22 protein-coding genes and 1 tRNA gene are annotated in these 21,282 nt (G+C 67.4%); 5 read left to right on the forward strand and 18 right to left on the reverse strand.

Going from position 1 to position 21,282, the window contains the following annotated elements; genetic code table 11:
* The first annotated feature begins 209 nt into the window (after window positions 1-209).
* Both ACIP8W_RS22695 and ACIP8W_RS22700 read left to right on the forward strand, forming a co-directional pair.
* Complete coding sequence (locus ACIP8W_RS22695; protein WP_366396597.1) at window positions 210-473, forward strand: hypothetical protein; 264 nt, start codon at window positions 210-212, stop codon at window positions 471-473.
* A gap of 29 nt (window positions 474-502) precedes the next feature.
* Complete coding sequence (locus ACIP8W_RS22700; protein WP_402147211.1) at window positions 503-775, forward strand: hypothetical protein; 273 nt, start codon at window positions 503-505, stop codon at window positions 773-775.
* 17 nt (window positions 776-792) lie between these two features.
* Here the strand turns inward: ACIP8W_RS22700 and ACIP8W_RS22705 are convergent, their stop codons facing one another.
* The 4 genes from ACIP8W_RS22705 to ACIP8W_RS22720 all read right to left on the reverse strand — a co-directional run bounded on the left by ACIP8W_RS22705 (window position 793) and on the right by ACIP8W_RS22720 (window position 2,257).
* A complete protein-coding gene (locus tag ACIP8W_RS22705) occupies window positions 793-942 on the reverse strand; it encodes a hypothetical protein (RefSeq protein WP_401954645.1) in 150 nt (49 codons plus the stop codon).
* Between the two features lie 105 nt (window positions 943-1,047).
* Window positions 1,048-1,132 (reverse strand) — tRNA-Ser (locus ACIP8W_RS22710).
* A gap of 79 nt (window positions 1,133-1,211) precedes the next feature.
* Window positions 1,212-1,640 carry a tRNA adenosine(34) deaminase TadA gene (gene tadA / locus ACIP8W_RS22715; RefSeq protein ID WP_401954995.1) on the reverse strand — a complete coding sequence of 143 codons (429 nt, stop codon included), beginning with the start codon at window positions 1,638-1,640 and terminating at the stop codon, window positions 1,212-1,214.
* Between the two features lie 53 nt (window positions 1,641-1,693).
* Complete coding sequence (locus ACIP8W_RS22720) at window positions 1,694-2,257, reverse strand: hypothetical protein (protein WP_401954642.1); 564 nt, start codon at window positions 2,255-2,257, stop codon at window positions 1,694-1,696.
* A 262-nt stretch (window positions 2,258-2,519) separates the two neighbouring features.
* On the opposite strand from ACIP8W_RS22720, the gene upp reads away from it, so the two are divergent.
* Window positions 2,520-3,155, forward strand: a complete 636-nt coding sequence (gene upp / locus ACIP8W_RS22725) for a uracil phosphoribosyltransferase (protein ID WP_401954639.1) — start codon at window positions 2,520-2,522, stop codon at window positions 3,153-3,155.
* Between the two features lie 43 nt (window positions 3,156-3,198).
* On the opposite strand, the gene ACIP8W_RS22730 is transcribed toward upp, so the two are convergent.
* The 12 genes from ACIP8W_RS22730 to ACIP8W_RS22785 all read right to left on the reverse strand — a co-directional run bounded on the left by ACIP8W_RS22730 (window position 3,199) and on the right by ACIP8W_RS22785 (window position 18,545).
* Window positions 3,199-3,849, reverse strand: a complete 651-nt coding sequence (locus ACIP8W_RS22730; RefSeq protein ID WP_401954636.1) for a LytR C-terminal domain-containing protein — start codon at window positions 3,847-3,849, stop codon at window positions 3,199-3,201.
* Between the two features lie 118 nt (window positions 3,850-3,967).
* Entirely contained in the window at window positions 3,968-4,270 is a 303-nt protein-coding gene (locus ACIP8W_RS22735) for a type II toxin-antitoxin system VapB family antitoxin (protein ID WP_023540426.1), read from the reverse strand.
* A gap of 582 nt (window positions 4,271-4,852) precedes the next feature.
* The gene (locus tag ACIP8W_RS22740; protein WP_402204352.1) at window positions 4,853-6,031 is read right to left on the reverse strand and encodes a cytochrome P450; all 1,179 of its coding nucleotides are present in this window, start codon (window positions 6,029-6,031) and stop codon (window positions 4,853-4,855) included.
* Entirely contained in the window at window positions 6,028-7,254 is a 1,227-nt protein-coding gene (locus ACIP8W_RS22745) for an MAB_1171c family putative transporter (protein ID WP_402204354.1), read from the reverse strand. Before ACIP8W_RS22745 ends, ACIP8W_RS22740 begins: the two co-directional genes overlap by 4 nt.
* On the reverse strand, window positions 7,251-7,778 hold the full coding sequence (locus ACIP8W_RS22750; RefSeq protein ID WP_401954628.1) for a regulator component: 528 nt from the start codon (window positions 7,776-7,778) through the stop codon (window positions 7,251-7,253). The genes ACIP8W_RS22745 and ACIP8W_RS22750 overlap by 4 nt, the downstream gene beginning before the upstream one ends.
* A gap of 454 nt (window positions 7,779-8,232) precedes the next feature.
* Window positions 8,233-8,688 carry a Secondary metabolite protein gene (locus ACIP8W_RS22755; protein WP_402152089.1) on the reverse strand — a complete coding sequence of 152 codons (456 nt, stop codon included), beginning with the start codon at window positions 8,686-8,688 and terminating at the stop codon, window positions 8,233-8,235.
* 384 nt (window positions 8,689-9,072) lie between these two features.
* Window positions 9,073-10,227: a Gfo/Idh/MocA family protein gene (locus tag ACIP8W_RS22760; protein WP_401954623.1), complete on the reverse strand. Its 1,155-nt coding sequence runs from the start codon at window positions 10,225-10,227 to the stop codon at window positions 9,073-9,075.
* Window positions 10,228-11,145: 918 nt separating this feature from the next.
* A complete protein-coding gene (locus ACIP8W_RS22765) occupies window positions 11,146-12,507 on the reverse strand; it encodes a hypothetical protein (protein WP_401954620.1) in 1,362 nt (453 codons plus the stop codon).
* Between the two features lie 36 nt (window positions 12,508-12,543).
* Entirely contained in the window at window positions 12,544-14,478 is a 1,935-nt protein-coding gene (locus ACIP8W_RS22770; RefSeq protein ID WP_402152097.1) for a hypothetical protein, read from the reverse strand.
* Entirely contained in the window at window positions 14,475-15,272 is a 798-nt protein-coding gene (locus ACIP8W_RS22775) for a toll/interleukin-1 receptor domain-containing protein (protein WP_401954993.1), read from the reverse strand. The genes ACIP8W_RS22770 and ACIP8W_RS22775 overlap by 4 nt, the downstream gene beginning before the upstream one ends.
* 118 nt (window positions 15,273-15,390) lie before the next feature.
* Entirely contained in the window at window positions 15,391-16,647 is a 1,257-nt protein-coding gene (locus ACIP8W_RS22780) for a multiprotein-bridging factor 1 family protein (RefSeq protein WP_401954615.1), read from the reverse strand.
* 422 nt (window positions 16,648-17,069) lie between these two features.
* The gene (locus ACIP8W_RS22785) at window positions 17,070-18,545 is read right to left on the reverse strand and encodes a glycoside hydrolase (RefSeq protein WP_402204357.1); all 1,476 of its coding nucleotides are present in this window, start codon (window positions 18,543-18,545) and stop codon (window positions 17,070-17,072) included.
* Between the two features lie 373 nt (window positions 18,546-18,918).
* Here ACIP8W_RS22785 and ACIP8W_RS22790 point away from each other — a divergent pair, with 373 nt between their 5' ends.
* Complete coding sequence (locus ACIP8W_RS22790; RefSeq protein WP_402204359.1) at window positions 18,919-19,848, forward strand: intradiol ring-cleavage dioxygenase; 930 nt, start codon at window positions 18,919-18,921, stop codon at window positions 19,846-19,848.
* Window positions 19,849-19,908: 60 nt separating this feature from the next.
* The gene (locus ACIP8W_RS22795; RefSeq protein ID WP_401958897.1) at window positions 19,909-20,718 is read left to right on the forward strand and encodes a triphosphoribosyl-dephospho-CoA synthase; all 810 of its coding nucleotides are present in this window, start codon (window positions 19,909-19,911) and stop codon (window positions 20,716-20,718) included.
* Between the two features lie 92 nt (window positions 20,719-20,810).
* On the opposite strand, the gene ACIP8W_RS22800 is transcribed toward ACIP8W_RS22795, so the two are convergent.
* Together ACIP8W_RS22800 and ACIP8W_RS22805 are read right to left on the reverse strand one after the other, a co-directional pair.
* Window positions 20,811-21,062 carry a hypothetical protein gene (locus tag ACIP8W_RS22800; RefSeq protein ID WP_402204362.1) on the reverse strand — a complete coding sequence of 84 codons (252 nt, stop codon included), beginning with the start codon at window positions 21,060-21,062 and terminating at the stop codon, window positions 20,811-20,813.
* Window positions 21,059-21,282: ATP-binding protein (locus ACIP8W_RS22805; RefSeq protein WP_402204364.1), on the reverse strand; the 224-nt coding region annotated here is incomplete at its 5' end. The genes ACIP8W_RS22800 and ACIP8W_RS22805, both read right to left, overlap by 4 nt.

Genomic DNA, 21,282 nt, shown 5'->3' on the forward strand with positions numbered 1-21,282 from the left:
GAGGCACGACGGTGATTGCTGTATGAAGGGTGATCGGCACCCGAAGCCGGATGTCGAAGCGGCTCTGCGGCGGGCGGAGAGCACGGGTCTGAAGGTCAAACGGGACCAGAACGGCCACCGGTGGGGATACGTCATCTGCTGTCCGTGCTCGGCCAGCACGAAGGTGTGGTCCACGCCGGCGAATCAGGGCACGGAAGGTAAGAAGATCGATGAGTTCACCCGTCGGCACAGCAACTGTGCGTGAGTGGTCGTTCATCCTGTACCCCGAGAACGAGCCGACGCAGGAGCAGTCCGACCGTTTCGACCATGCGGACGCCCTTGCCGGGGGTCAGGTTGGCTGGGAGGAGGACGGGCAGGGCACGCGGTTCCCCTGCGTGGTGGAGGCAGCCCACTTCGACGAGGCCGTGGCGTGGGCCATTGAGCGGTTGGGCGAACTGGGGTTGCCGATCGCGCGGGTCGAGGCAACGGGGTAACTGGTCACGGAGCGTCCAGTTACCTGGCCGTGGACGCCGCCGGGGCGGAGGGCCAAGCGGCGAGCTGGAAGCGGGACGGGCGGGCGTCGTGGCGGCCGACTCGGCAGTCGTCGGCGGCCTTGCCGAGGGCGTTGGAAGAGATCGGCACCCGCACCTGGCCCGACCGGGCCACCGCCCGCGCCGAGGTCTTCGCCTTCATCGAGACGTTCTATAACCGGCGTCGCCTGCGCAAGCACAAGGTCTTCGGCTACCTCACACCGGCCGAGACCAGGCAGTACCACCAGCACGCCCTCGCGGCATAGAGATCGAGTATCCAAGATCACGGGGAAACTTCACGGAAGCGCTTCGCCAGTTCCTCGTCATCGAAGTTCTCGTTGTTCCACGCGCCGTCGCGGGTGCCACCTGTGCGCCAGACGATGGTGTACGTGATCTCGCCATTGGCCCGTTTGCGCGGCTTGATTGATGCCATGGCGAAGAATCTTAGGAAGGTCCCGTGTGGACGTTCGTGTGGACACGAGGGGCGCAAAAAACCGCCCCCAACCTGTTTTCGCAGGTCAGGGGCGGTTCTTAAGGGCGGTAGCGGAGGGATTTGAACCCTCGGTGAGTTTCCCCACACTCGCTTTCGAGGCGAGCTCCTTCGGCCGCTCGGACACGCTACCGGGAGAGAGCTTAGCCCAAGGTGGGCCGTGGTCGAAATCGATAGGTGGAGGCGGGGGCCGGAGGGCTGTGGGTGGGGGGTCAGGGGGTGCGGAAGAACGTGGTCAGGAGGGTGGCGCACTCCTCGGCCAGGACTCCGTGGATCACCTCGGGGCGGTGGTTGAGGCGGCGGTCGCGTACGACGTCCCAGAGGGAGCCCGCGGCGCCGGCCTTCTCGTCCAGGGCGCCGAAGACCACCCGGTCCACCCGGGACTGCACGAGGGCGCCCGCGCACATCGTGCACGGTTCCAGGGTGACCACCAGCGTGCAGCCCGTCAGGCGCCACTCACCGAGCTTCGCGGCGGCCCGTCGGATGGCCAGGACCTCCGCGTGGGCCGTCGGATCGCCGGTCGCCTCGCGTTCGTTGTGGCCCGAGGCGAGGACCGTCCCGGCCGGGGACAGCACGACGGCGCCGACCGGTACGTCACCGGCCCTGCCCGCGGCCGCCGCCTGGTCCAGGGCGAGGCGCATCGACGCCCGCCAGGGTTCGCGTACCGGGTCGGGCGTCGTGTCGGGCCGGGTCACTAGCGGACGGTCTCCAGTACCTCGGAGGCGCCCAGGGCGTCCGCGATCTCGGCCATCGCGTCGGTCTCCAGCGCCAGCAGGTCCGCCTCGGACAGCCCGAGGTCGGTGAGGATGGACCGGTCGCCCACGGCGCCCGAGGGCACCGGCCCCTTGCCGGACGCCGGGGCGTCGTCGGAGTCGTCGTCATCGGTGGCGCTGTCGGCCCGTACGTACTCCTCGTCCGGTTCGCCGTCCTCCGTACCGTCGAGGTCGAGCGCGTCCAGTTCGTCGGCCGGGTCGCTGTCGTCCCCGCCGAGCAGTTCGTCAATGAGGATCTCCCCGTACGAGGAGCGTGCGGCCGCGGCCGCGTCGGAGACGTAGATACGAGGGTCTTCCTCACCCTCCACCCGGACGATGCCGAACCAGGCATCCTCCTGTTCGATGAAGACGAGAACCGTTTCCTCGTCCACCGCGGCCTCGCGGGCCAGGTCGGTCAGATCCGACAGGGTCTCCACGTCGTCGAGATCTGTATCGCTCGCTTCCCATCCGTCTTCGGTGCGCGCGAGCAGTGCGGCGAAGTACACCGTGGCTCTCCCACTGATCAGAGGTGTGACGATTCAGAGATGTGACGATTCGGCGGTGCGCTTGCGGTGCTCCGCCCCGCCCAATCGGCATCGTGGCAGAAACCGGCGCTTCGCGAGAGGTCTTCCGCCGTTGCGTCGTCGCACCATTTTATTAGGCCCCTGTTCGGCCCTCCCGGCCGACCCCGGCAAACAGGGCCCCGGTCCGCCGGTCCGGAGCCGGTGGCAGCGCGTGGAGCCTTGGCCCCCGGTTACTGTGGTCGCCATGCGGATTCACGTCGTCGACCACCCGCTGGTCGCGCACAAACTCACCACCCTGCGCGACCGGCGCACCGACTCCCCGACCTTCCGGCGCCTCGCCGACGAGCTGGTCACCCTGCTCGCGTACGAGGCCACCCGGGACGTACGGACCGAACAGGTCGACATCCAGACCCCCGTACAGCCCACCACGGGGGTGAAGCTCTCCCATCCGCGCCCGCTCGTCGTCCCGATCCTCCGGGCCGGTCTCGGCATGCTCGACGGCATGGTGCGGCTGTTGCCGACCGCCGAGGTGGGCTTCCTCGGCATGATCCGTAACGAGGAGACGCTCCAGGCGTCCACGTACGCCACCCGGATGCCCGAGGACCTCTCCGGCCGCCAGGTGTACGTCCTCGACCCGATGCTGGCCACCGGCGGCACCCTGGTCGCGGCCATCCGCGAGCTGATCAAGCGCGGCGCCGACGATGTGACCGCCGTGGTCCTGCTCGCCGCCCCCGAGGGCGTCGAGATCATGGAGCGCGAGCTGGCGGGCGCGCCGGTGACCGTCGTCACCGCCGCGGTCGACGAGCGGCTCAACGAGAACGGCTACATCGTCCCGGGCCTCGGCGACGCGGGCGACCGTATGTACGGGACGGCCGACTGACCTTGTTGTACGGGCCGGTCCGCCGCCATGGCGAACCGGCCCGTCAGTTCTTGCTCGGCTTGCCCGTCCTGCTCGCGCAGTCCGGCGACTGTGCCGCGACGGGCGCGGCGAGGGTCGCCAGCACCTGATCGGCGTCCTTCTGGACGGCCAGGTTCTTGAAAGCCGTACCGATGATCAGATCGACATCCTTCGTGATGCGGGTGTCGGTCTTCGGCTGGGCCCCCTTCAGCTGTGCTCCGAGTACGGGGAAGGCGCCGTCCGAAGCGGTCGGAGCGCCCAGCAGTATCCCGGCGCCGGGCACCTTCTTGTCGTACGCGGCGGGCGCGTTGCCCACCTTCCCGATGACGAAGCCGCGCTTCGCGAGTTCGTCGGCGGTGGTCTTGGCGAGTCCGCCTCGCGGGGTCGCGTTGTAGACGTTGACCGTGATCTGGCCGGGCTTGGGCAGCGCCCTGACGGGCGCGGTGGACGGCTGGCAGTCCGGCTTCCGGTCGGCGGCGGTGGTGCGGGCCCCGCTGTCGCCCGAGAAGACATCGATGAGCTGCAGCGTTCCCCAGCCGGCCAGGCCGAGGGCAACGGTGGCGGCGACGGCCGCGAGCACGATCCTGCGGCGATTACGGGGGCGGCGCATACGCGGGTACGTGGTACCCGTGACGCGGTACTTTCCGCCCATGCCGGGGGGAGTCAGCATGCTCATGGCCGCAGCGTAGTGGGCGCCGGTTATGTTTCCTACAAGATGATCAACCGTTTGGGGGGTACGGGGACGGAATGGCCCCGAAAGGCCCAGTCCCCGACCGCTCGGCGACCACTCGGGCTCAGCCCAGGTCCAGTTCGAGCACGCGCGCGTGCAGCACCTGACGCTGCTGGAGCGCGGCGCGCACCGCGCGGTGCAGCCCGTCCTCCAGATAGAGGTCGCCCTGCCACTTCACGACGTGGGCGAACAGGTCACCGTAGAAGGTGGAGTCCTCGGCGAGCAGCGTCTCCAGGTCCAGCTGACCCTTCGTCGTCACCAGCTGATCGAGGCGGACCGGGCGCGGCGCGACATCCGCCCACTGCCGGGTGGATTCCCGGCCGTGGTCGGGATACGGCCGCCCGTTACCGATGCGCTTGAAGATCACACGGAAAGCCTACCGGGCGAGCGGCTCCGGGCGCAGCCATGGAGCCGGAGAGGCCGACGGGTCAATGGGGAGCAAAGGCGGCATTTGACGTCAAAGAGAGAGTGAAGTTCGAGGTGACTTCCAGCCGTTAAAAGCGGAACCATTCCGTCCGCCAGGATCGGGCGAGGTCCGGCGGGGTCGGGCTGGGTACGGCGAGGTCCGGCGGGGTCGGGCTGGGTACGGCGAGGTCCGGCGGGTACGGCTGGGTACGGCGAGGTCCGGCGGGTCGGGCGAGGTCCGGCGGGGTCGGGCGAGGTTCGGCGGGTACGGCGAGGTCCGGCGGGGTCGGGCGAGGTTCGGCGGGTACGGCGAGGTCCGGCGGGGTCCGGCGGGGTCCGGCGGGTACGGCGGGTACGGCTGGGTATGGCGAGGCTCGGCGGGGTCGGGCGGGTGGGGGCGGGGTTCGGCGGGCTCGCTCAAGGGGAGGCAGGGGCTCATCGGCGTGCTTCGCCCGGTGGTGCCGCCGGAGCGGCACCAGACAGTCGACTGCCCGCTCGGCTCGCCCTCGCTCGGCTCGCCGCGGAGTCTGATGCGGGGATTCCCTCACAGGACCAGCGGCAGAGCCGCGAGTCCGCGCATCAATCGCGTGTGGCGCCATTCCAGTTCTTCGGCGGGGACCGCCAGTCGGATTTCGGGAAAGCGGGAAATGAGCGCCCCGAGTGCGAGTTCGGCTTCGGCTTTCGCGAGGGGGGCTCCCACACATCGGTGGATGCCGTGGCCGAAGGCGAGGTGGCCGGTGGCGGTGCGGTCGAGGTCGAGTTGGGACGGGGTGGGGAAGCGGGCCGGGTCGCGGTTGGCGGCGCCGGGGGCGATGAGGACCGGGACGCCCGCGGGGATCTCGGTTCCGCCGAGGGTGAGCGCTTCGGTGCTGTAGCGGAACGTGGCGATTCCGACGGGTGAGTCGAAGCGCAGCAGCTCGTCCAGGGAGTTCGCGAGCAGGCGCGGCTCGGCCCGCAGGCGCGCCGGCGATTCCGGGTGCTGGAGAAGGGCGAGGGCCGCGTTGCCGATGAAGTTGGTGGTGGTCTCGTGGCCGGCCACGAGCAGAAGTACGCCGAGCGAGACGAGTTCGTCCTCCGTCAGCCGGTCCTCGGCGTCGCGTACGGCGATGAGGTCGTCGAGCAGACTCTCGCCGGGCGAGCGGCGTTTGGCGGCGACGAGGTCGGACAGGTAACCGGCTATGGAGTGGGAGGCGGCGTCGCTCCGCTGCGGCTCTCCGGCGGCGAACAGCTCGCTCGACCAGGTGCGTACGTGCGCGCGGTCGGCTTCGGGGACCCCCAGCATCTCGCAGATGACGGTGACCGGCAGCGGGACCGCGAGGCTCGCGACGAGGTCCACCGGTCCGTGGTCGGGCCAGGCGTCGAGCAGTTCGTCGGCCAGACCCGCGATGTACGGGCGCAGCCGCGCGACGGCCCCGGGGGTGAACGCCTTCGTCACCAGGGCCCGCAGCCGGGTGTGCTGCGGGGGGTCCGTGGTCAGCATGTTCCGGGAGACCGCGGGATGGAGGTCGCGGTTCGACGGCCGGCTCTCGAAGAACCGCGCGGTGTTCTTCGAGAGCCGAGGGTGGGTGAACGCCTCCCGGGCCTCCGCGTAGCCGGTGACCAGGTAGCTGTAGTGCCCTCCCGAACCGGTGGGCACCTTCTGCACCGGGGCCGCGTCTCGCAGCCGGTCGTACGCCGGGTAGGGATCGGCGAAGAACCGCGGGTCCCGCAACGGGTCGGTCACGCCTGCGCGTCCCTCGCGGAGGGCGCCAGTTCCGCGGCGGCGGTGGTACGTACGATCTCGCTCTCCGCGTAGGCGTGGGCGACCAGGAGCAGCCACTCGGTCTCGGCGCGCAGGTTGCCCGCCCGCGCGGCGGCTCCGAACGCCAGTGGTACGGCGTCCGCCCGCGGATCGCTCCCGTCGTTCTTCGCCTGTACGGCGGCGCGCAGGACCGCGGCCTCCACGATCGCGTCGCCTTCCGGGGTGCCCGCCAGGCCGCCCGCGGCGACGGCCCGCCCGGCGCTCTCCTGGACGCGCGGGGAACGGTAGGGCCGCAGGACGAGCCCGCCGTCGTTGATCTCGATCACCCGGCGGTGGAGGAGGAAATCGGGGTCGGCCGCCTGCTCCCCCTCACGGAACATGGCCGGGACCAGGACCACTTCGGGCGCCGCGCCGGTGACGTCCGCCCACAACGGGCCGAGCGTGGCGTGCGACCGGGACTCCCAGCGCCGCCGCAGGAACTGGCTGAACGGCCAGGCGACCGCGGGGAGTGTGAGGCCCAGGGTCATCAGGAGCGCGGCCAGGGCGGGCACCGTCACACTGAACGCGCAGCGGAGGGGGGTGAGGGGCGTCGAGCAGCGCCCGCCGTCCGGGATGATGCCCAGCCCGAACCCGCTGGACACCAGGGCGAACACCTTGTACGCGGTGTACAGCAGGGCGAAGAGGCAGCCGGAGGCGGCGATGCGCAGTCCGACGCGCTGGCTCCTGCGCCGTGAGCGGCTGGACTGGTGCCAGGTCTGTTGGCCGAAGTCCTTCGCGGTGACACCCAGATAGGTGATGTAGATCAGCACGTAGAGCGCGTACAGCTGGGGCGACCGGTCGTTCAGCTGCTCGGCGGCGAACAGGACCGTCATCCCGGCGACGGAGATCCCGAGGAACAGCACCCGCAGCCGGATGCCTCGCCGGGCCTCCTCGGGCTCCTGGTTGAGCTGGAGCATGAACACCAGGGCGGCGGTCGCGGCGGCCAGTGTGAACGAGTTGCTGAACAGCCGGCTCACATGGGGGACGACGCTCTCGATGGCGTTCTCCACGAACGGTGTGTACGAGCCGAAGGAGAGCGCGAAGGAGGCCAGCAGCGCCGTCATGGCCCAGGTGCCGGTCGGTCGGGGGCCGCCCCGGCCGCGTACCCAATAACCGGCGGCGAGCAGGAGCACGAGCGCCACGCCCGGGAACAACAGGTTGATCATCGGTGCCGACGGCCCTTCCTGGTGGGTTCGGCGAACAGGGCCTCCCAGCGCTCGGCGCCCTTCGCGGGCTCGCTGGGGGGAAGTTCACGTCCGCGGTAGATGCGCTGCCGTATGACGGTGGCCATCATCTCGGCCTCGCGCTCGTCATCCGTGGAGTAGCTCGTCCGTCCGTTCATCCGCTGGACGAGGGTGGGGTTGAAGCCGATGGTACGGATGGTCTCGGCGTCCAGCGCCAGACTGCCGGGGTGGTCGCAGATGATGTGGCTGACCTCGTGGGCGAGGATGTGGTTCTGGTGCAGGGCGGACGTTCCCTCCTCGTAGAAGAGGAGGTCGGCGCCGGGCGTCTCCAGACGGATGCCGCACGGTGCGTCGATCGCGCCGAGTGTGTTCAGCGGCCTGAGGATGATCGGCCGGCCGCGCTGCTCCGCCACGGCGTCGCACAGGTCCCGGGTGCTGAAACGGTGGGGGAGCCGAAGGGCCTCTACGCGTGTCTCGCACTCCTCGCGAAGCCGCTCAAGGTCCATGATCGGTCCTGACGTTGCTCGGGTCCGTCCTCCTCCGGAGGTGACCCCGTACGGCCGGAGAATGATCCGGCCACACCCGCTCCGAACCGATCGAAATCTTAGGCGAAGACCAGTGCCCGGCCAAGGGAATCCCGGCCAAGGGAACCGGCCAGCGCAATCCTGGCCAGGGGGCCCCGGCCGAGGAGGTCCCGACCGGCCGGAATCCCGGCCTCCGGCACGACCGGCCTCCGGACCTGTCTCTGGTACGACCGGCCTCCGGCACGACTGGCCTCCGGTACGACTGGCCTCCGGTACGACTGGCCTCCGGCACGACCGGCCTCCGGACCTGCCTCCGGTACGACCTGCCTCCGGCAGGGCCGACTTCTGGTACGACCCGACTTCTGGTACGACCCGGCTTCTGGTGCGACCTGCCTTCGGCAGGACCGGCCTCCTCCATGAGCCGGACGAGCGGCCTCTAGTCGTCCAAGTTGAGCTTGTTCGGGGCGGGTTCGCCCGGCAGTCCTTCCAGGATCCTGGCCTGCTCGATCACGGTCGCCACCATCTGGAGGGTCTCCGTGCTCAGCCCGTTGGCGCGCAGGGCGACGCTCCGGACGTTCCGGTCCCGCATGGCGGCGAGGACGGCGATCTCCGCCCGGGTCCGGTGAGCGGCCTCCTCGTCGACGAAGTAGCCCGCGGGCACACCGAAGAAGTCGGCGAGCGCCTTGATGGTGTGTCGCGTGGGGTTCTTCTTGACCCCGGTGCGCAACTGCTGGATCGCGCTCGCGGTGAGCCCCCTGCCCTGATCCCCCGACGCCTCCTGGATGCCCGCGGCGACCTCGGCGTACGTGTAGGGCCCGCGATTCTCCGGGTGAACCTGCTCGAACAGGTAGTCCAGCAGCTGCGCGAAGGTGTGCGGCTCGTTGTCCGTCACGTCCGGTACATCCTTGTCACGATCATCGCTGTGTCCACTCCAGTGCGTGAGGAGCAGGGAATGCCCTGGCATTTGACACACTCTAGTTGCCAACCTCCCACAACCAGGGTGTACGTTCTGGGAGGAGCGGCTCACACCAGAGTGTCTGTCTACTGGATGGGCATCTCCGTGTCTCGGGATGCGTTCGAACTCCCGGAAGTTGGCCGGGTTTTACGGGGGTAAGCCCGGCCGACTGGAAGAAACGCATATATCGAAGGGCCCCACCGATCGCGGCGGGGCCCTTCAACGTACGGGACAGGGAAGGCAGTTGGCAGGGCCGTCAGCCCCTATGCCGCCAACCCCCCTATGGCGTCGGGCGCTACGCCGTCGGCCACGATGGCGCGCTCACGCCGGGCTCACCCACGTACCGCTCTCGGCGGAGCGGGCCATGGCGTCCAGTGCCGCGGCGCTGAGCACGGCGTCCTCCAGGGTGGCGCCGTACGGGGTGGACTCGGCGACGGAGCGCAGGAAGTGGTACGCCTCGATGACCTTGAGGTCGTCGTAGCCCATGGCGGAGGCGGAGCCGGGCTGGAAAGCCGCGTACTCGCCGTGGCCGGGGCCGACATGGAGGGTGCTGACGGGCTGGTCCTGGTAGGCGGTGCCCCGGCTGACGCCGAGTTCGCCCATGCGACGGAAGTCCCAGGCAACCGCGCCCTTGGTGCCGTGGATCTCGAAACCGTAGTTGTTCTGCTCGCCCACCGAGACCCGGCACGCCTCCAGGACACCGCGCGCGCCGGAGGCGAAGCGCAGCAGGCAGGAGACGTAGTCCTCGTTCTCGACCGGGCCCAGCTCGCCGCCCGTCGCACGGGTGTGGCCCGCGGTGGCACCGCTGGGGCGGGCCCGTTCGCGCAGGAAGACGGCGGTGTCGGCGGTCAGTTCGGTGATGTCGCCGAGCAGGTGTCCGGCCAGGTCCACCCCGTGCGAGGCGAGATCGCCCAGGACCCCGCTGCCGCCGCGCTCGCGCTCGTACCGCCAGGTCAGCGCGGATTCGGGGTGGGCCGCGTAGTCGCTGAACAGGCGGATACGGGCATGGGTGACGGCGCCGATCCCGCCCGAGGCGATCAGTTCGCGGGCGGCGGCCACGGCGGGGGCGTTGCGGTAGTTGAAACCGACCGTGCCCTGGACACCGGCCTTGGCTACGGCTCCGGCGACGGCGCGGGCGTCCCCGGCGGTCAGCCCGACGGGCTTCTCGATCCAGATGTGCTTGCCCGCCTCGGCCATGGCCGTGCCGATCTCACGGTGCAGGAAGTTGGGCGCGGTGATGCTCACCGCCTGGACCCGGGGATCGGCGGCGATCTCGCGCCAGTCCAGGACGGCGCGGGCGAACCCGTACCGACCTGCGGCTTCCTCGGCCCGGCCGGGCACTTCGTCGGCTACGGCGACCAGCTCGGGCCGTACCGGCAGCTGGGGGAAGTGGTGCGGGAGGCGAGCGTAGGACTGGGTGTGCACCCGCCCCATCCAGCCGAATCCCACGACGGCGACACCGAGCGTACTCACCATGACTGCCCCACTTCGCTCACCCTGACTGCCCCCTTTTCACTCCCCGGCCCGGCCCGCTCGGACCGGTCCATCATTCTGGCTCGGCGCGGAAGGGTGTTGTGGCGGGTGGCCCACTGTCGTCGCGGGGACCCGGACGGGTCGGCGGCCGAGTCGGCCGGTCCGCTCGCTGCGCCCTACAGCAAGGGCGGCGTCTTTCTCAATATCATCTGGATACAATAATCGATCCTGAATGCCCAGCCCCCTGAGCAAATCTTCCCGGCTGATCACACGAAGTCGCGGCATCACTCCCAAGTGCTGGGCCAGTGCACCAAAACGCATCCCATCGAGCCGGGTCGCCAACCCGGCCGAGTTTCTTTTAATGTCGATCGCTCCGAGAATTTCCCTCTCCTCAGGTTTGGCTGGTGAGCCAATCGCTCTTGTTGTGCCAAGCCTCCATCATCCAGTGAAATCTCCCACGAAGGATGTCCTTGTGATTTTCTGGCGGCACTGTATGCCGCGTCAATAAGAGTTGCGCGAATATGGTTCTCCACCGGTCGAATCGAGCGCAATCCGAGCGGCGCACCATCGATCATGGAGTCCCTCGCATCGGATACTTCCACGCCCTGCTGGCGAGAAATTCTGAAGACGCCGGACCGTAACTGCGGAATAATCAACCAGACCGCAATCGGGGACCCTTTTCCCTTTCATGAATCTCATGGCTCTGGGCCAGCTGCACGATTCGATGCCACGCCGCCTGACAAAATTCGGTGTCAGCTGTACGGAGTGAGGCAACGGATCGAGCCTCGGACAGGGTGAGATGGTCACCTAACTCACTCCCGAGCAGCTCCTCTGGACGCAGAAACAAGAGGCCGTCCGGAAAATGATGTGGCCGCCTGACGCTCGATCGTTTTAAGAACATCCACAGACGTCAACAACAGGTCACTTCCCATCGCGGTTCTGGTCCCACCATTCGCGTCCGGTCTCCGTGGAGGAAGCGTCCGGCCTATCTGCCGGCGATCCTGTTCCTCCGAGCAGTCCGGTCGAGTCGTAAATTCCGGGTTCCCCCGGATCCTCCCTCTCCTCTTCCTTCTTCTCTTCTTGCTTCTCTTCCTGCACCCCTCCACTGTCGTACTCGGAATCCGGCCCCACGTCTGCAATATTCTCGGTAGCCGCGGGGTCGGTGGGCAGCGAAGATCCAGTGGCGAATTCGTTATCAGCCTCCGAAGGGCGATCACTACTGGGATCGGAAGCCTGGTCAGTAAATCCTTGTCCGCTACGGTCGGCTGTTGCAGAACGACTTGCGCTCTCCTGCAACCGGGCGATTCGGTGCGCAAAAACTGCTCGCTCGTCGGATCCTTCCGCCAGACCGCACTCGTCAAGCCATCCGGAGAGGTGATCAACTGCTTTGTCGCCGGTACCGGGATTCCCTGTTCCAGGAGAAAAGTAGATACCCGCTTGTCCGTGATGCTCCGGGTAATCACAGTTACCGATCGGAACGTCCGCTGGCGCTACCAAATGCTGGAACAGCTCGGGGACCTCGGTGTCGTTTGCGGCAGCCGCGATCTGAGCGAGCGGACCGATCATCTCCACCGCCTTTTCCACCTCGTCGTCGTGCCTTGCCAGCCACCACACCACTGCACTGCCCGGGGTTTTCAATACCTCGTCACCCAGATAAGCCCGCTTGTTCCGTTCGTATTGGCGCTGCTGTTCCCATGCCTGCTCCGCCTTTCGGAGTCCGGCAATTTCCTGAAGTCTTTCCCGATCGGCATGAGCCAGATCGAGCCTGGCATCGGTCGCCAGCGCGGTCACCGATGCCGATTCGTCCAGCCCGGGTGATCCCAGGGCGCCATCGAGCAGATACCGAACGAATTCTGATCTACTGGGGTGTTCCTGCCCGGTGATGGCTCGCGCCCTATTCAGAATGGAAGCCCTGGCAAGGTTCGGCAGATACGAATCGGAGGTCCGTGAGTAACCTTGGGCCGGCCGCCACCACACTGTGGCCGAGAAAATAAAATCGTAGTCGGCCATCGAACTCGGAAGCATCACTTCGCTCAGGTGAAATTCCCGATACGGAGGTTCGGCCGGTGTTTCAGGGACCGTGGGCGGATCTTCCTCGAACTGTGAGCCGTTCCCGCGGGCAGGGCCCGAGTGGTTCAACACCAGCAAGAGCGCGACACCGGAAAGCACGGTTGTCGGCACAAGAATTCGCAGCCACAAGGACCAGCCGAAAGCATCTCCTACGATTACGGGAGCCAGTCCGCAGATGAGAAGAGTCGAAACTGATTTCGTCCTGAAATTCACTGGATCTCTCCTGAGTCCTTCACTCCGGGTCTGCGTTCAACACACAGCGCCCTGAGCGGAATCGATTTTCTGCCAGAACCGCGTGGCAACCCCGTCCCTGGCAGTACGAGAGGACATCGAGGTCAAGGAGTCCGCCTGGACCCAGTCGCACGTGGTCATATAGAGGCGGTTGAGCACATTCGCCCGTCCGGAGGCTGCGGTAAGCAGGACATCCAGCACCGGCTCCCAGTACTTGTCCTCCTGAACTACATCAAGCCAGCGATGGACTTTCGGAGCCCAGTCGGCTGCTGGTTGATCCGCCAGGACTGTGCGCCAGGCGCGGGTCAGCTCGGTCCATGGCGTGTCGAGCGGCAGCGCGCTCCGCTCAATGAGTTCGCTGAGCAACTCCAGGTTGGGTTCGGCTTGGTTGCGGAGCCTGGTATGGAGGCGATCGACCAGCCGCCGGTACAGCCGACGATCACTGCCCGCGAGTGCGAGCAGGGCTGTACGGGCTTCTCCGATCTCCTCCCCGCCCCGGCGAAGAGCGAGGTGGTGCAGCCTCACCAGAGCCTGGTCGGGGTGGGTTGCCGCCATCACCTGTCGGCAAATATCGATCAGTACCCGAACCAGATCGGCTGACAGACTGGACGCGGTCGCCCAGTCGTAGATCTGCCTGCGGAAACCAGCCCCGTACCGCTCATGACTGAGACCTTGTTCGAGGGCGGCGGCTGCCTCTTCCCGCATCGGTTTGAGAGACGGCGAATCCATTCCTCTCTCCGTCCACCTTTCGGCAAGGGTGCAGAGGTGCTCCGGACTGCCGACGGTGAGGCACTGCTCGGCAAAGCGCGCGACCACGTTCATCCGGTCACCGGCCGTGAGGCCCGGCAGTCTGACGGAGCCGACGATCCAGTCCCTCAACCCCTCGCGCAGATCGGGAAAGTTGGCCCAGAAGTGCGTCCGAACCGCCCCGTCGTAGGCGAGTCCCTGGAAACCGACCCGATTCTCACGATCGCGCTTGATCTTCAGGGATTCCAACTGCTCGCCGAAGTCCTGCTGCGCGAGCCGAGATGTCTCGTCCGGCGTATGGCCGAGCTGTTTCAGTAAGTCGTCAGTTCCCTGGAAAACCGCGTCGGCGGATGCTCCGTTCAACATGGCGGTGGTGAGCAGCAACGCCCGCTCATTCGCGGTCCGATGTGTTCTCACTTGTCCGGCCGCTTCCCGCGTCCGGTTGGTGACCGCGGCCACGGCCTCGGCGCACCAGGAGCGGAAGTCAGTACCGTACTGACCGCTGTCCCTGGCCTGCCTGGTCATCCAGGACAGCCGAGCCAGCTCACTCATCGGAGAGTGGCTGAGCATCTGCCCCAGTTCGAGCCCGGCCAACTGCTCGAACCCAAAAACAATGCCGTCCGCGCGCAGGTGCTGGCTGAGAACTGTCAGCCCGCGCGGCCTGCCGAGCCGAACCACCAACGGTTCGAGTTCGGGGTTGAGATCATTCAGACCTGCCGGGAGTACGACGGCCAACCGTGCGCCGTAGGGTTGTGACTCCGCCCGGTACCAAGTGATGAGCCGCTGGGCAGCGCGGTAGTTCTCGGCGGTGGTATTGGACAGGTCGAGGAAGAAACGGTCACTGGGGGCAGCATCCAAGCTGCCTTCGTCCTGCTCCGCCGAGAGCTCCTCGAACCGTCCTTCCCACTCTCCGAGTCGATGCAGCAGCATGATTGCCGCTGTCCGTCGTCCGCTGCCACGCGGCCCGTCCAGCAGGACCACCGCACCCGGGACCGCCATCCGTTCGGTGGCTTCCCCGTAGTTAAGCGGGGGGATGAACCGTCTGTTGAGTTGGTGTCGGAGCTGCTGGACAACTTTGATCGGGTCAGCGCCTGCCGGCCGACTTGGGGCGCCGACCGTGAAGGTGAGGTTATTGAACTGCGGACCGGAGCCGCTGTGGACCGGGCCTTGAGGATCGCTGATCCAAGCTCCGTCACTGCCTGTCATTCGCCCTCTTCCGCAGCCCGTCGCCTGCGCTCGAACCGCTGATGGACGGTGCTGGAGTTGTCACCTCCGGTGTAGTTCACGCCTGTGTTGTCACCGGAGAACCGTGGAGCGTTGTACTGATCTCCATCACCTGTGTGCACCGGAGCTTGGGGATCGCTGATGAAGGTGCCGGAGAAGTCCCCGTTCAGATTTCCGATACCACCGCGCTGTCGCTGCTTGACCTCGCGGGCCTGAAGTGATGTGCCCCGGAATTCCCCGCTCCTGTCTCCCGGCCTGTCCGCCGCCTGCTGCTGGTCGCTTTCGGTCTTCCGCGCGGTGTCGGCAGCGCCCAGCTGTGGTACGAGATCGGCCAGCTCATCCGCCAGCCCGGACAGGTCGGCCTCCGTGTCACGGAAGTCCAGCCTCCGGTACTGGTAATCCGCCAGCTCCTGCATTTCCGCCGGCAGCGCCCGGCGATCGAGCCGGGTGGCCTTGTTCACCAGTACGGGAATGACCAAGGCGCCGCTCTCCATGGCCTCCAGGATTTCGCGCCGCGTCCAGTCCGCGGGGTCGTCGAGCGCCCGACGACCGTCCGCGGACCGCGCCTCGGCCCAGCGTGGTCCGATGACGGCGAGCAGGACACTGCTGCGGCGGACCGCGGTGATCAGTTCCTGCGGAAAACGGTGCCCCGGGTCGATCGACTTGCTGGCGCGGAACACCCGTTCGTTGCCGAAGCGCCGGGAAAGCTCGCGTTCCACGAGAGTGGCGGCGCCTTCCTCGTCCCCCGTACGGTAATTCACAAAAATGTCCGGCATGATGAATTCCTCATTCGAAGATGAAGGGACCGAATGGATGCCCGATTTCAGGGCAGGCCGACAGGCTGAACGGCGCTGGGGAATCCGTACGCCGTACAGCCGCTGCGTCATAGGTGAATCAGTTCGCGGAGGGGCTGAGAGCCTGGGCCAGTGCGGGCTGGAGATCACGCACAGCCCGATTGGCCCGAAACCTCGAAAGCTCTTTGGCGAGTCGACGGATGTCGGCCTTCACTGTCGCCGAAGGCACCGTCGCGGTGATGTCGAGCAGTTCCTTGGCGATTTCGCAGGAATGCTCGACCTCTCCCGAGGCGGCATGGGCCAGTGACCTCCGCATGCCGTACCTGGTCCGCGTGCGAAATGCCTGCGGCGCGATGCGCGAGCATTCCTGGTCGAAGATCTTGGCAGCCGCTTTCGGGCGTCCGAGATCGTAGAGACACCAGCCGGTCACCATGGCCACCGGATCTGCCACGCTGGTGGTGCCGAGCACCGGCTCCGTACCGGTTCGGGAGTCAGCGGATCCGAGCAGTTCACGCGCTTGGTCGAGACTGTTCAGGCAGGTCAGTTCATCACCTGTCAGCGCCTGCCCCTGCGCCTTGCGCTGGGTGGCCAGGCCGCGAATCCTCGGCGGCAGCCCGCTGTCCTGTGCCTGACTCGCGAGGGCGATGGTCTGCTCCGCGTCGGAGTCGTAGAAGGTGACCAAGGCACGTCGGACGAGCGCGTAGGAGGCGAGGTCGAGGTCTCCCCCGGCACGGGCCAGTTCGACGGCTTCCCCGGTCCATCCGAGAGCGGCTTCGTTGTCGCCCGCCTCTTGTGCCATCCAGCCCGCGTACTCCGCGAAACGGGCGGCGAGGACGAGCAGCCCAGCCCGGTCGCGTGAGCCGCCTGCCGCAGCGAGTTGAACCACGGTGCGGGTCTGAGATTTCAGCAGAGGAAGGATCATCACCGGATCGACGCTCTGACCGAGTTTCCGCATGTGGTCGAATTGCGCGCGGAACGGGGATTCGACGGATGGCCCTTCGGACCAGGTGGCGCCATCGGACGAAACCAGACCCAATCCGATCAGCGATCCCACTCCGGTTGCGAGCAACTTCCGGCGAGCCACTGATCCCTGCTCATCCTTGGCGGAAGGGATCTCTTGCAGTGTTTTCGGTTCGATCAGTCGCTGCAACTTCCCGCCTGCGCCGAAAAAAGCATCGCAGCGCCGGGCAAGTTCGATTGTAGCCCGCCGCTTACCGCATTCGACCTTGCTCAGATGGCCTTTGTCGTAATTCATGGCCTGTGCGAACTTCCCGAGCGAGAGTCCTGATTCGTGGCGCAGCCGACGTAATTCAGATCCGAAGTTCAATTGCCCATCCACGCCAAACGCATCCTTCACGCTAAAGAATACAAAAGCCTTGGATCGGCGACCGGAGTGATTCCTTGCCGCCTCGGTAATGAGTTTGACATGCGAGGCGTCCGCGTGGATCAGGTTCGGAAGGGTTGCCTGTTGCCTCTGCCTGTACTACAAGCGAACCGGGCCGGACCGCGACCCTTCCGAAATTCGAACAGAAGCCCCTGGCCAGGGCAAATGGCTGTGGGACATTTCGACGACCTTCAGGTGGGCGTTGGTGAACAATGACGCCTTCACCCATTCCGGGAAACAACCCGGCCGGCCGGAGAGCTGTACTCGTGTGCGCATAGGGGGAATTGGATACTCGTGTTGCGGAAGTGACAGGAGCACACACGATGTCTCAGCCGACCGATACCGGGGCTCCCTCGGCGGTCATCGCCCGCGCGGGCGATGACCGCCACCGTGCGTCAGACAACCACCCCGTCGATCTGGAACGTCTGCACCGACGCCGCCGCGAAGTTCGCGGTGAGGCGCTTGCCGTTGAGGAAGGTGTCGGCGCGTTCGGTGTAGAGGTCGCCGCCGCCCGAGGTCTGGGTGGACCAGCGGCGGACGAGGCCGTTGGTGCCGCCGGTGACCTGGGCGAAGCGGGACAGGTCGAAGGTGAGGTTCTGCGCGGCGCCGGGGTTCACCGCGACGATGACGAGCCGCCGCTGCGCCGGGTCGTACGCGGCCGCCGCGTAGTCGACGCCGGTGTTGAGGATGGTCATCCCGGGACGGATGTGCCGGCTGAACTGGGCCATCACGTAGTACTTGGTCTGGACGGCGCCGGGCTGGCGGCTGCTCGGGTCGTACGTGATCATCGCCCAGCCGGGGCTGGGGTCCATGACCTGCCAGTAGCAGTACGCGGTGGGGTGCAGCCAGTTGAAGTCGAGGCAGAGGTTGGAGGCGAGGGTCAGGCCGGTGGCGTCGTTCTCGCCGGTCTCGGAGTTCCAGAGCTTCTTGCCCGCCGTGGTCACGACATCCGTGTAGAGCAGGTCGCGACGGCCGCCCGAGCTCTGGTAGCCGTGTGTGTTCACCTGGCTGACCAGCGCCTTGGTCGCCGGGTCGAACGCGTTCCAGGTGGTGCGGGAGAGGTCGTAGGTGTTCTCGTCGGAGGCGGCGAGCCGGATGCCGTTCAGACCGCGCTTGTCGAGTTCGCTGCGCATCAGCGGGAGGATCGCGGCCTGTTCGGTCGCGTTGATGTGGCAGCCCTCCTGGGTGCCGGTCGCGGTCCACCAGCTGGAGGAGGGTTCGTTGAACGGGTCGACCGTCGCGAAGTTCACCCCCCAGTTGTTCTTCGCGCGCAGGGCCACGGCGGCGAGGTGGGAGGCGTGCTGGCGGTAGTTCCAGGACTGGAGGTTGCTGCCGCCGTTGGCCGCGCCGGACGGGTTGTGGTTGAGGCACATCCACCACATCGGCGAGTTGGAGAACAGCTCACTGATCGCACCCCGCTGCGTGGCCTTGACCAGGGCGGCCCGCTGGGCGCTGTCGGCGTTCCAGTTCCAGGCGGAGGAGGTGGGGTCCTCGTTGCGCCAGTCCTGCCAGAAGCCCTCTATCTGCTTGAACGAGGGAATGTTGGGGGAGACCGCCATGGAATCCCCGTCGACGGTGTTCCAGCTGGACCCGCCAAGGTTGTACCGGGCTATGTTCAGGCCCAGGCCCGGCAGCGTCCGTCCGCCGTACGCGACGGATTTGGTGGTGAAGAAGAGGTCGGCGAAGTCGTCACGGTCGCCGAAGACATTGGCCCACCAGGCCAGGGAGGTGCCCCAGCCCTCCCACGTTCCGTACGAGGTTCCTGGGTTCACCGCGACTGTCGCGTCGGCGTGTGCGGTTCCTGTCGCCAGGGCCCCACCGAGCAGGGTGCCGCCGGCCGTCGCGGCGAGCAGCGTTCTGCGTGTGATCATTTTCCACCTCTTCTGCCACGTTCATCTCATGCGTCACTGAAGGATCCGGGCGCGGCCGCATGATTGTCGAGAGGTGTGACAGCGCTTTCTTTTGGTGCTGACGCGGAGGTGGGGAACCGACGGAGAGCTGGTGGAGAGTCTGCGGAGGGTATCGCTCCGGTTTCCGGCTCGGCGAGGGTGGAGCGCCGCGCTCCGGTTTCCGTACGGGATCACTGCCCTGGTACGGGATCACTGCCCCCGTACGGGATCACTGCCCCCGTACCGGATCACCGCCCCCGTACCGGATCACCGCCCCCGTACCGGATCACCGCTCACAGCCGGCCCACAGGTCAGGGCAGGGTCGCTCCCAGGCTCGCTCTCTACGGTTCCGTACATGACAGCGAAACACGCGGACAAGAGTGTGAGCCGGCGTCGGGCACTGGTCATCGGTGGCGGCGCGGTGGCGGGTGCGGGGGTCGTGGCGGTCGGTATCAACGCCTTCGCGGCGGAGGAGGGGAGCGACAGCGGTACGGAGACCAGTACGACCACCACCGCGACGGCGGCGGCCACCACCGGTACCTGTGTCCTGATGTCGAGCGTCACCGAGGGCCCGTACTACCTGGACGGCGCGCTCGTACGCAAAGACATCACCGAGGGCAAGGCGGGCGTCCCGCTCAGCCTGCGGATCACCGTCCAGGACACCACCGAGTCCTGCGCTCCGGTCGCCGGCGCGGCCGTCGAGATCTGGCACTGCGACGCGTGGGGCTACTACTCCGGCTACACCACCGCCAACCCCGGCGGCAGCGCGCCCGCCGAGAGCGAGGACGGCTCGACCGCCAACGACCGTACGTACCTTCGGGGTTACCAGATCGCCAACGCCAACGGGGTCGTCGAGTTCAAGACGATCTTCCCCGGCTGGTACACCCCGCGTACCTGCCACATCCACGTCAAGGTGCACACCGGCGGCCAGAAGGAGGACGGCACCTACGAGGGCGGCAAGGCCAACTTCACCGGCCAGCTGTTCTTCGACGACGACGCGGCCGCCGAGATCTTCACACTGGAGCCGTACTCCCAGCACTCCGGCAGCTACACCAAGCTCGCCGATGACATGGTGTACGAGGACAACGGCGCGGCCGGCGGACTGCTGGCCCTGACGCCCGTCCACAAGAAGGATCCTTCGAAGGGGTACAAGGGCACCATCGTCCTCGGTATCGACCCGGACGCCGAGAACACCGGCGCGGGCGGTGGCGGGGGCGGTGCGGGCGGCGAGCCTCCGACCGGTACACCTCCGACCGGTACGCCCCCGACCGGTGCCCCCTCCTGAGCAGATCCTGAACGGAACCTGACAGATCCTGAACAGATCTTGAGCAGAGAAGGAAACGGTATGAGCCGCGAGGACAAGGCGCTGGCGGACACGGCGATCCACGCCCTGCTGGCCGAGGCCGAGTTGACCCCCAAGCCCGGCCTCCCGGACACCCGCGAGGCGGACTTCGGCGCGCTGCGCTGGTCGGCGCGTTCGCTGGCACCCGGCCTCGCGGCCATGGCCGCCGCCGCCCGGCGCGCGGACGAGGGCCCCAGCCGTCAGCTCCGCAGGGAGCTGGGCGCGATCGGACGCGGTACGGAACGCTCCATGGCGCGCGCCAACGCGGGCACCGCCCTGCACCACGGCGCCATCTGGCCGCTGGGCCTCCTCGTGGCCGCCGCCGCGCTCGAACCTCGTACCGCCCCCGACGAACTGCCCACCACAGCCAGGCGCATCGCCGCCATCCCCGACGGGACGGCGCCGCGGACCCCATCCCCCGGGTCCGCGGCGGCGTCCCGCTTCGGAGCGGCCGGCGCGCGCGGCGAGGCCCGCGCCGGATTCCCGCACGTACGAAGGGCGTTGAAGGTATTACGTACGTCCAGAAAGGCCGGCGCCCGCGAACCGGAGGCCCGCCTCGACGCCCTGCTCACCGTCATGTCCACCCTCCAGGACACCGGCCTGCTCCACACCGCGGGCCCCCACGGACTGCGCCGGGTCCAGAACGGCGCCCGCGAGGTCCTCGAAGAGGGCGGCGCGGGCAGCGGCCGGGGCGCCCCCGCCCTGGAACGCCTCGACGGCGACCTCCGCGACAACAACCTCCACCCCCGGGGCAGCGCCCACCTCCTGGCGGCGGCGCTCTTCCTGGACTCGCTGGCGGGGGCGCCGGTATAACGGAAAGTTCTCGTCCTCGGCGGTTACGGAGCCGTCGAATCCACGTCGTGACCCGGCTGCGAGCCCGGAACGATCTCGTGTACGCCGCAGGCTCACCCCGGCAAGCTCTCCCGCATCCAGTGTCCGATGGCTTGTCGGCGGGGGATTTGGTCGAGGCGGATGGTGACGGTGGCGGGGGTGCGGTGGCAGTGGCAGGTGTAGGTGTACGTGTCGCTGCGGTCCGGTGGCAGTGGCGGAAGTGGGGCGGGTTCGGGTTGCCAGGTGAGGGCGTACAGAATCCCGAAGACCAGTGCGAGGAAGCTGATGATGAGGGCGACGATGCCCCACAGGGACTCGTCCGTCACGGGTTCGATCGCCGGCCCCGGCCCGCTTCTCGGGCCGTGCTTGTTTCCCGGGGCAGGTCGATTTCCGCGTAGACGGTTTTGCCGATGGTGCGGGGTTCGGTTCCCCAGCGGTCGGTGAGCTGCGCGACGATGAGCAGGCCGCGTCCGAAGCATTCGTCGTCGTCGGCGGTACGTGGTGCGGGGTTCCGTTCTCCGCGTGGGTCGCTGACCTCGATACGGA

Source organism: Streptomyces sp. NPDC088554, assembly GCF_044752945.1.
GTDB lineage: Bacteria > Actinomycetota > Actinomycetes > Streptomycetales > Streptomycetaceae > Streptomyces.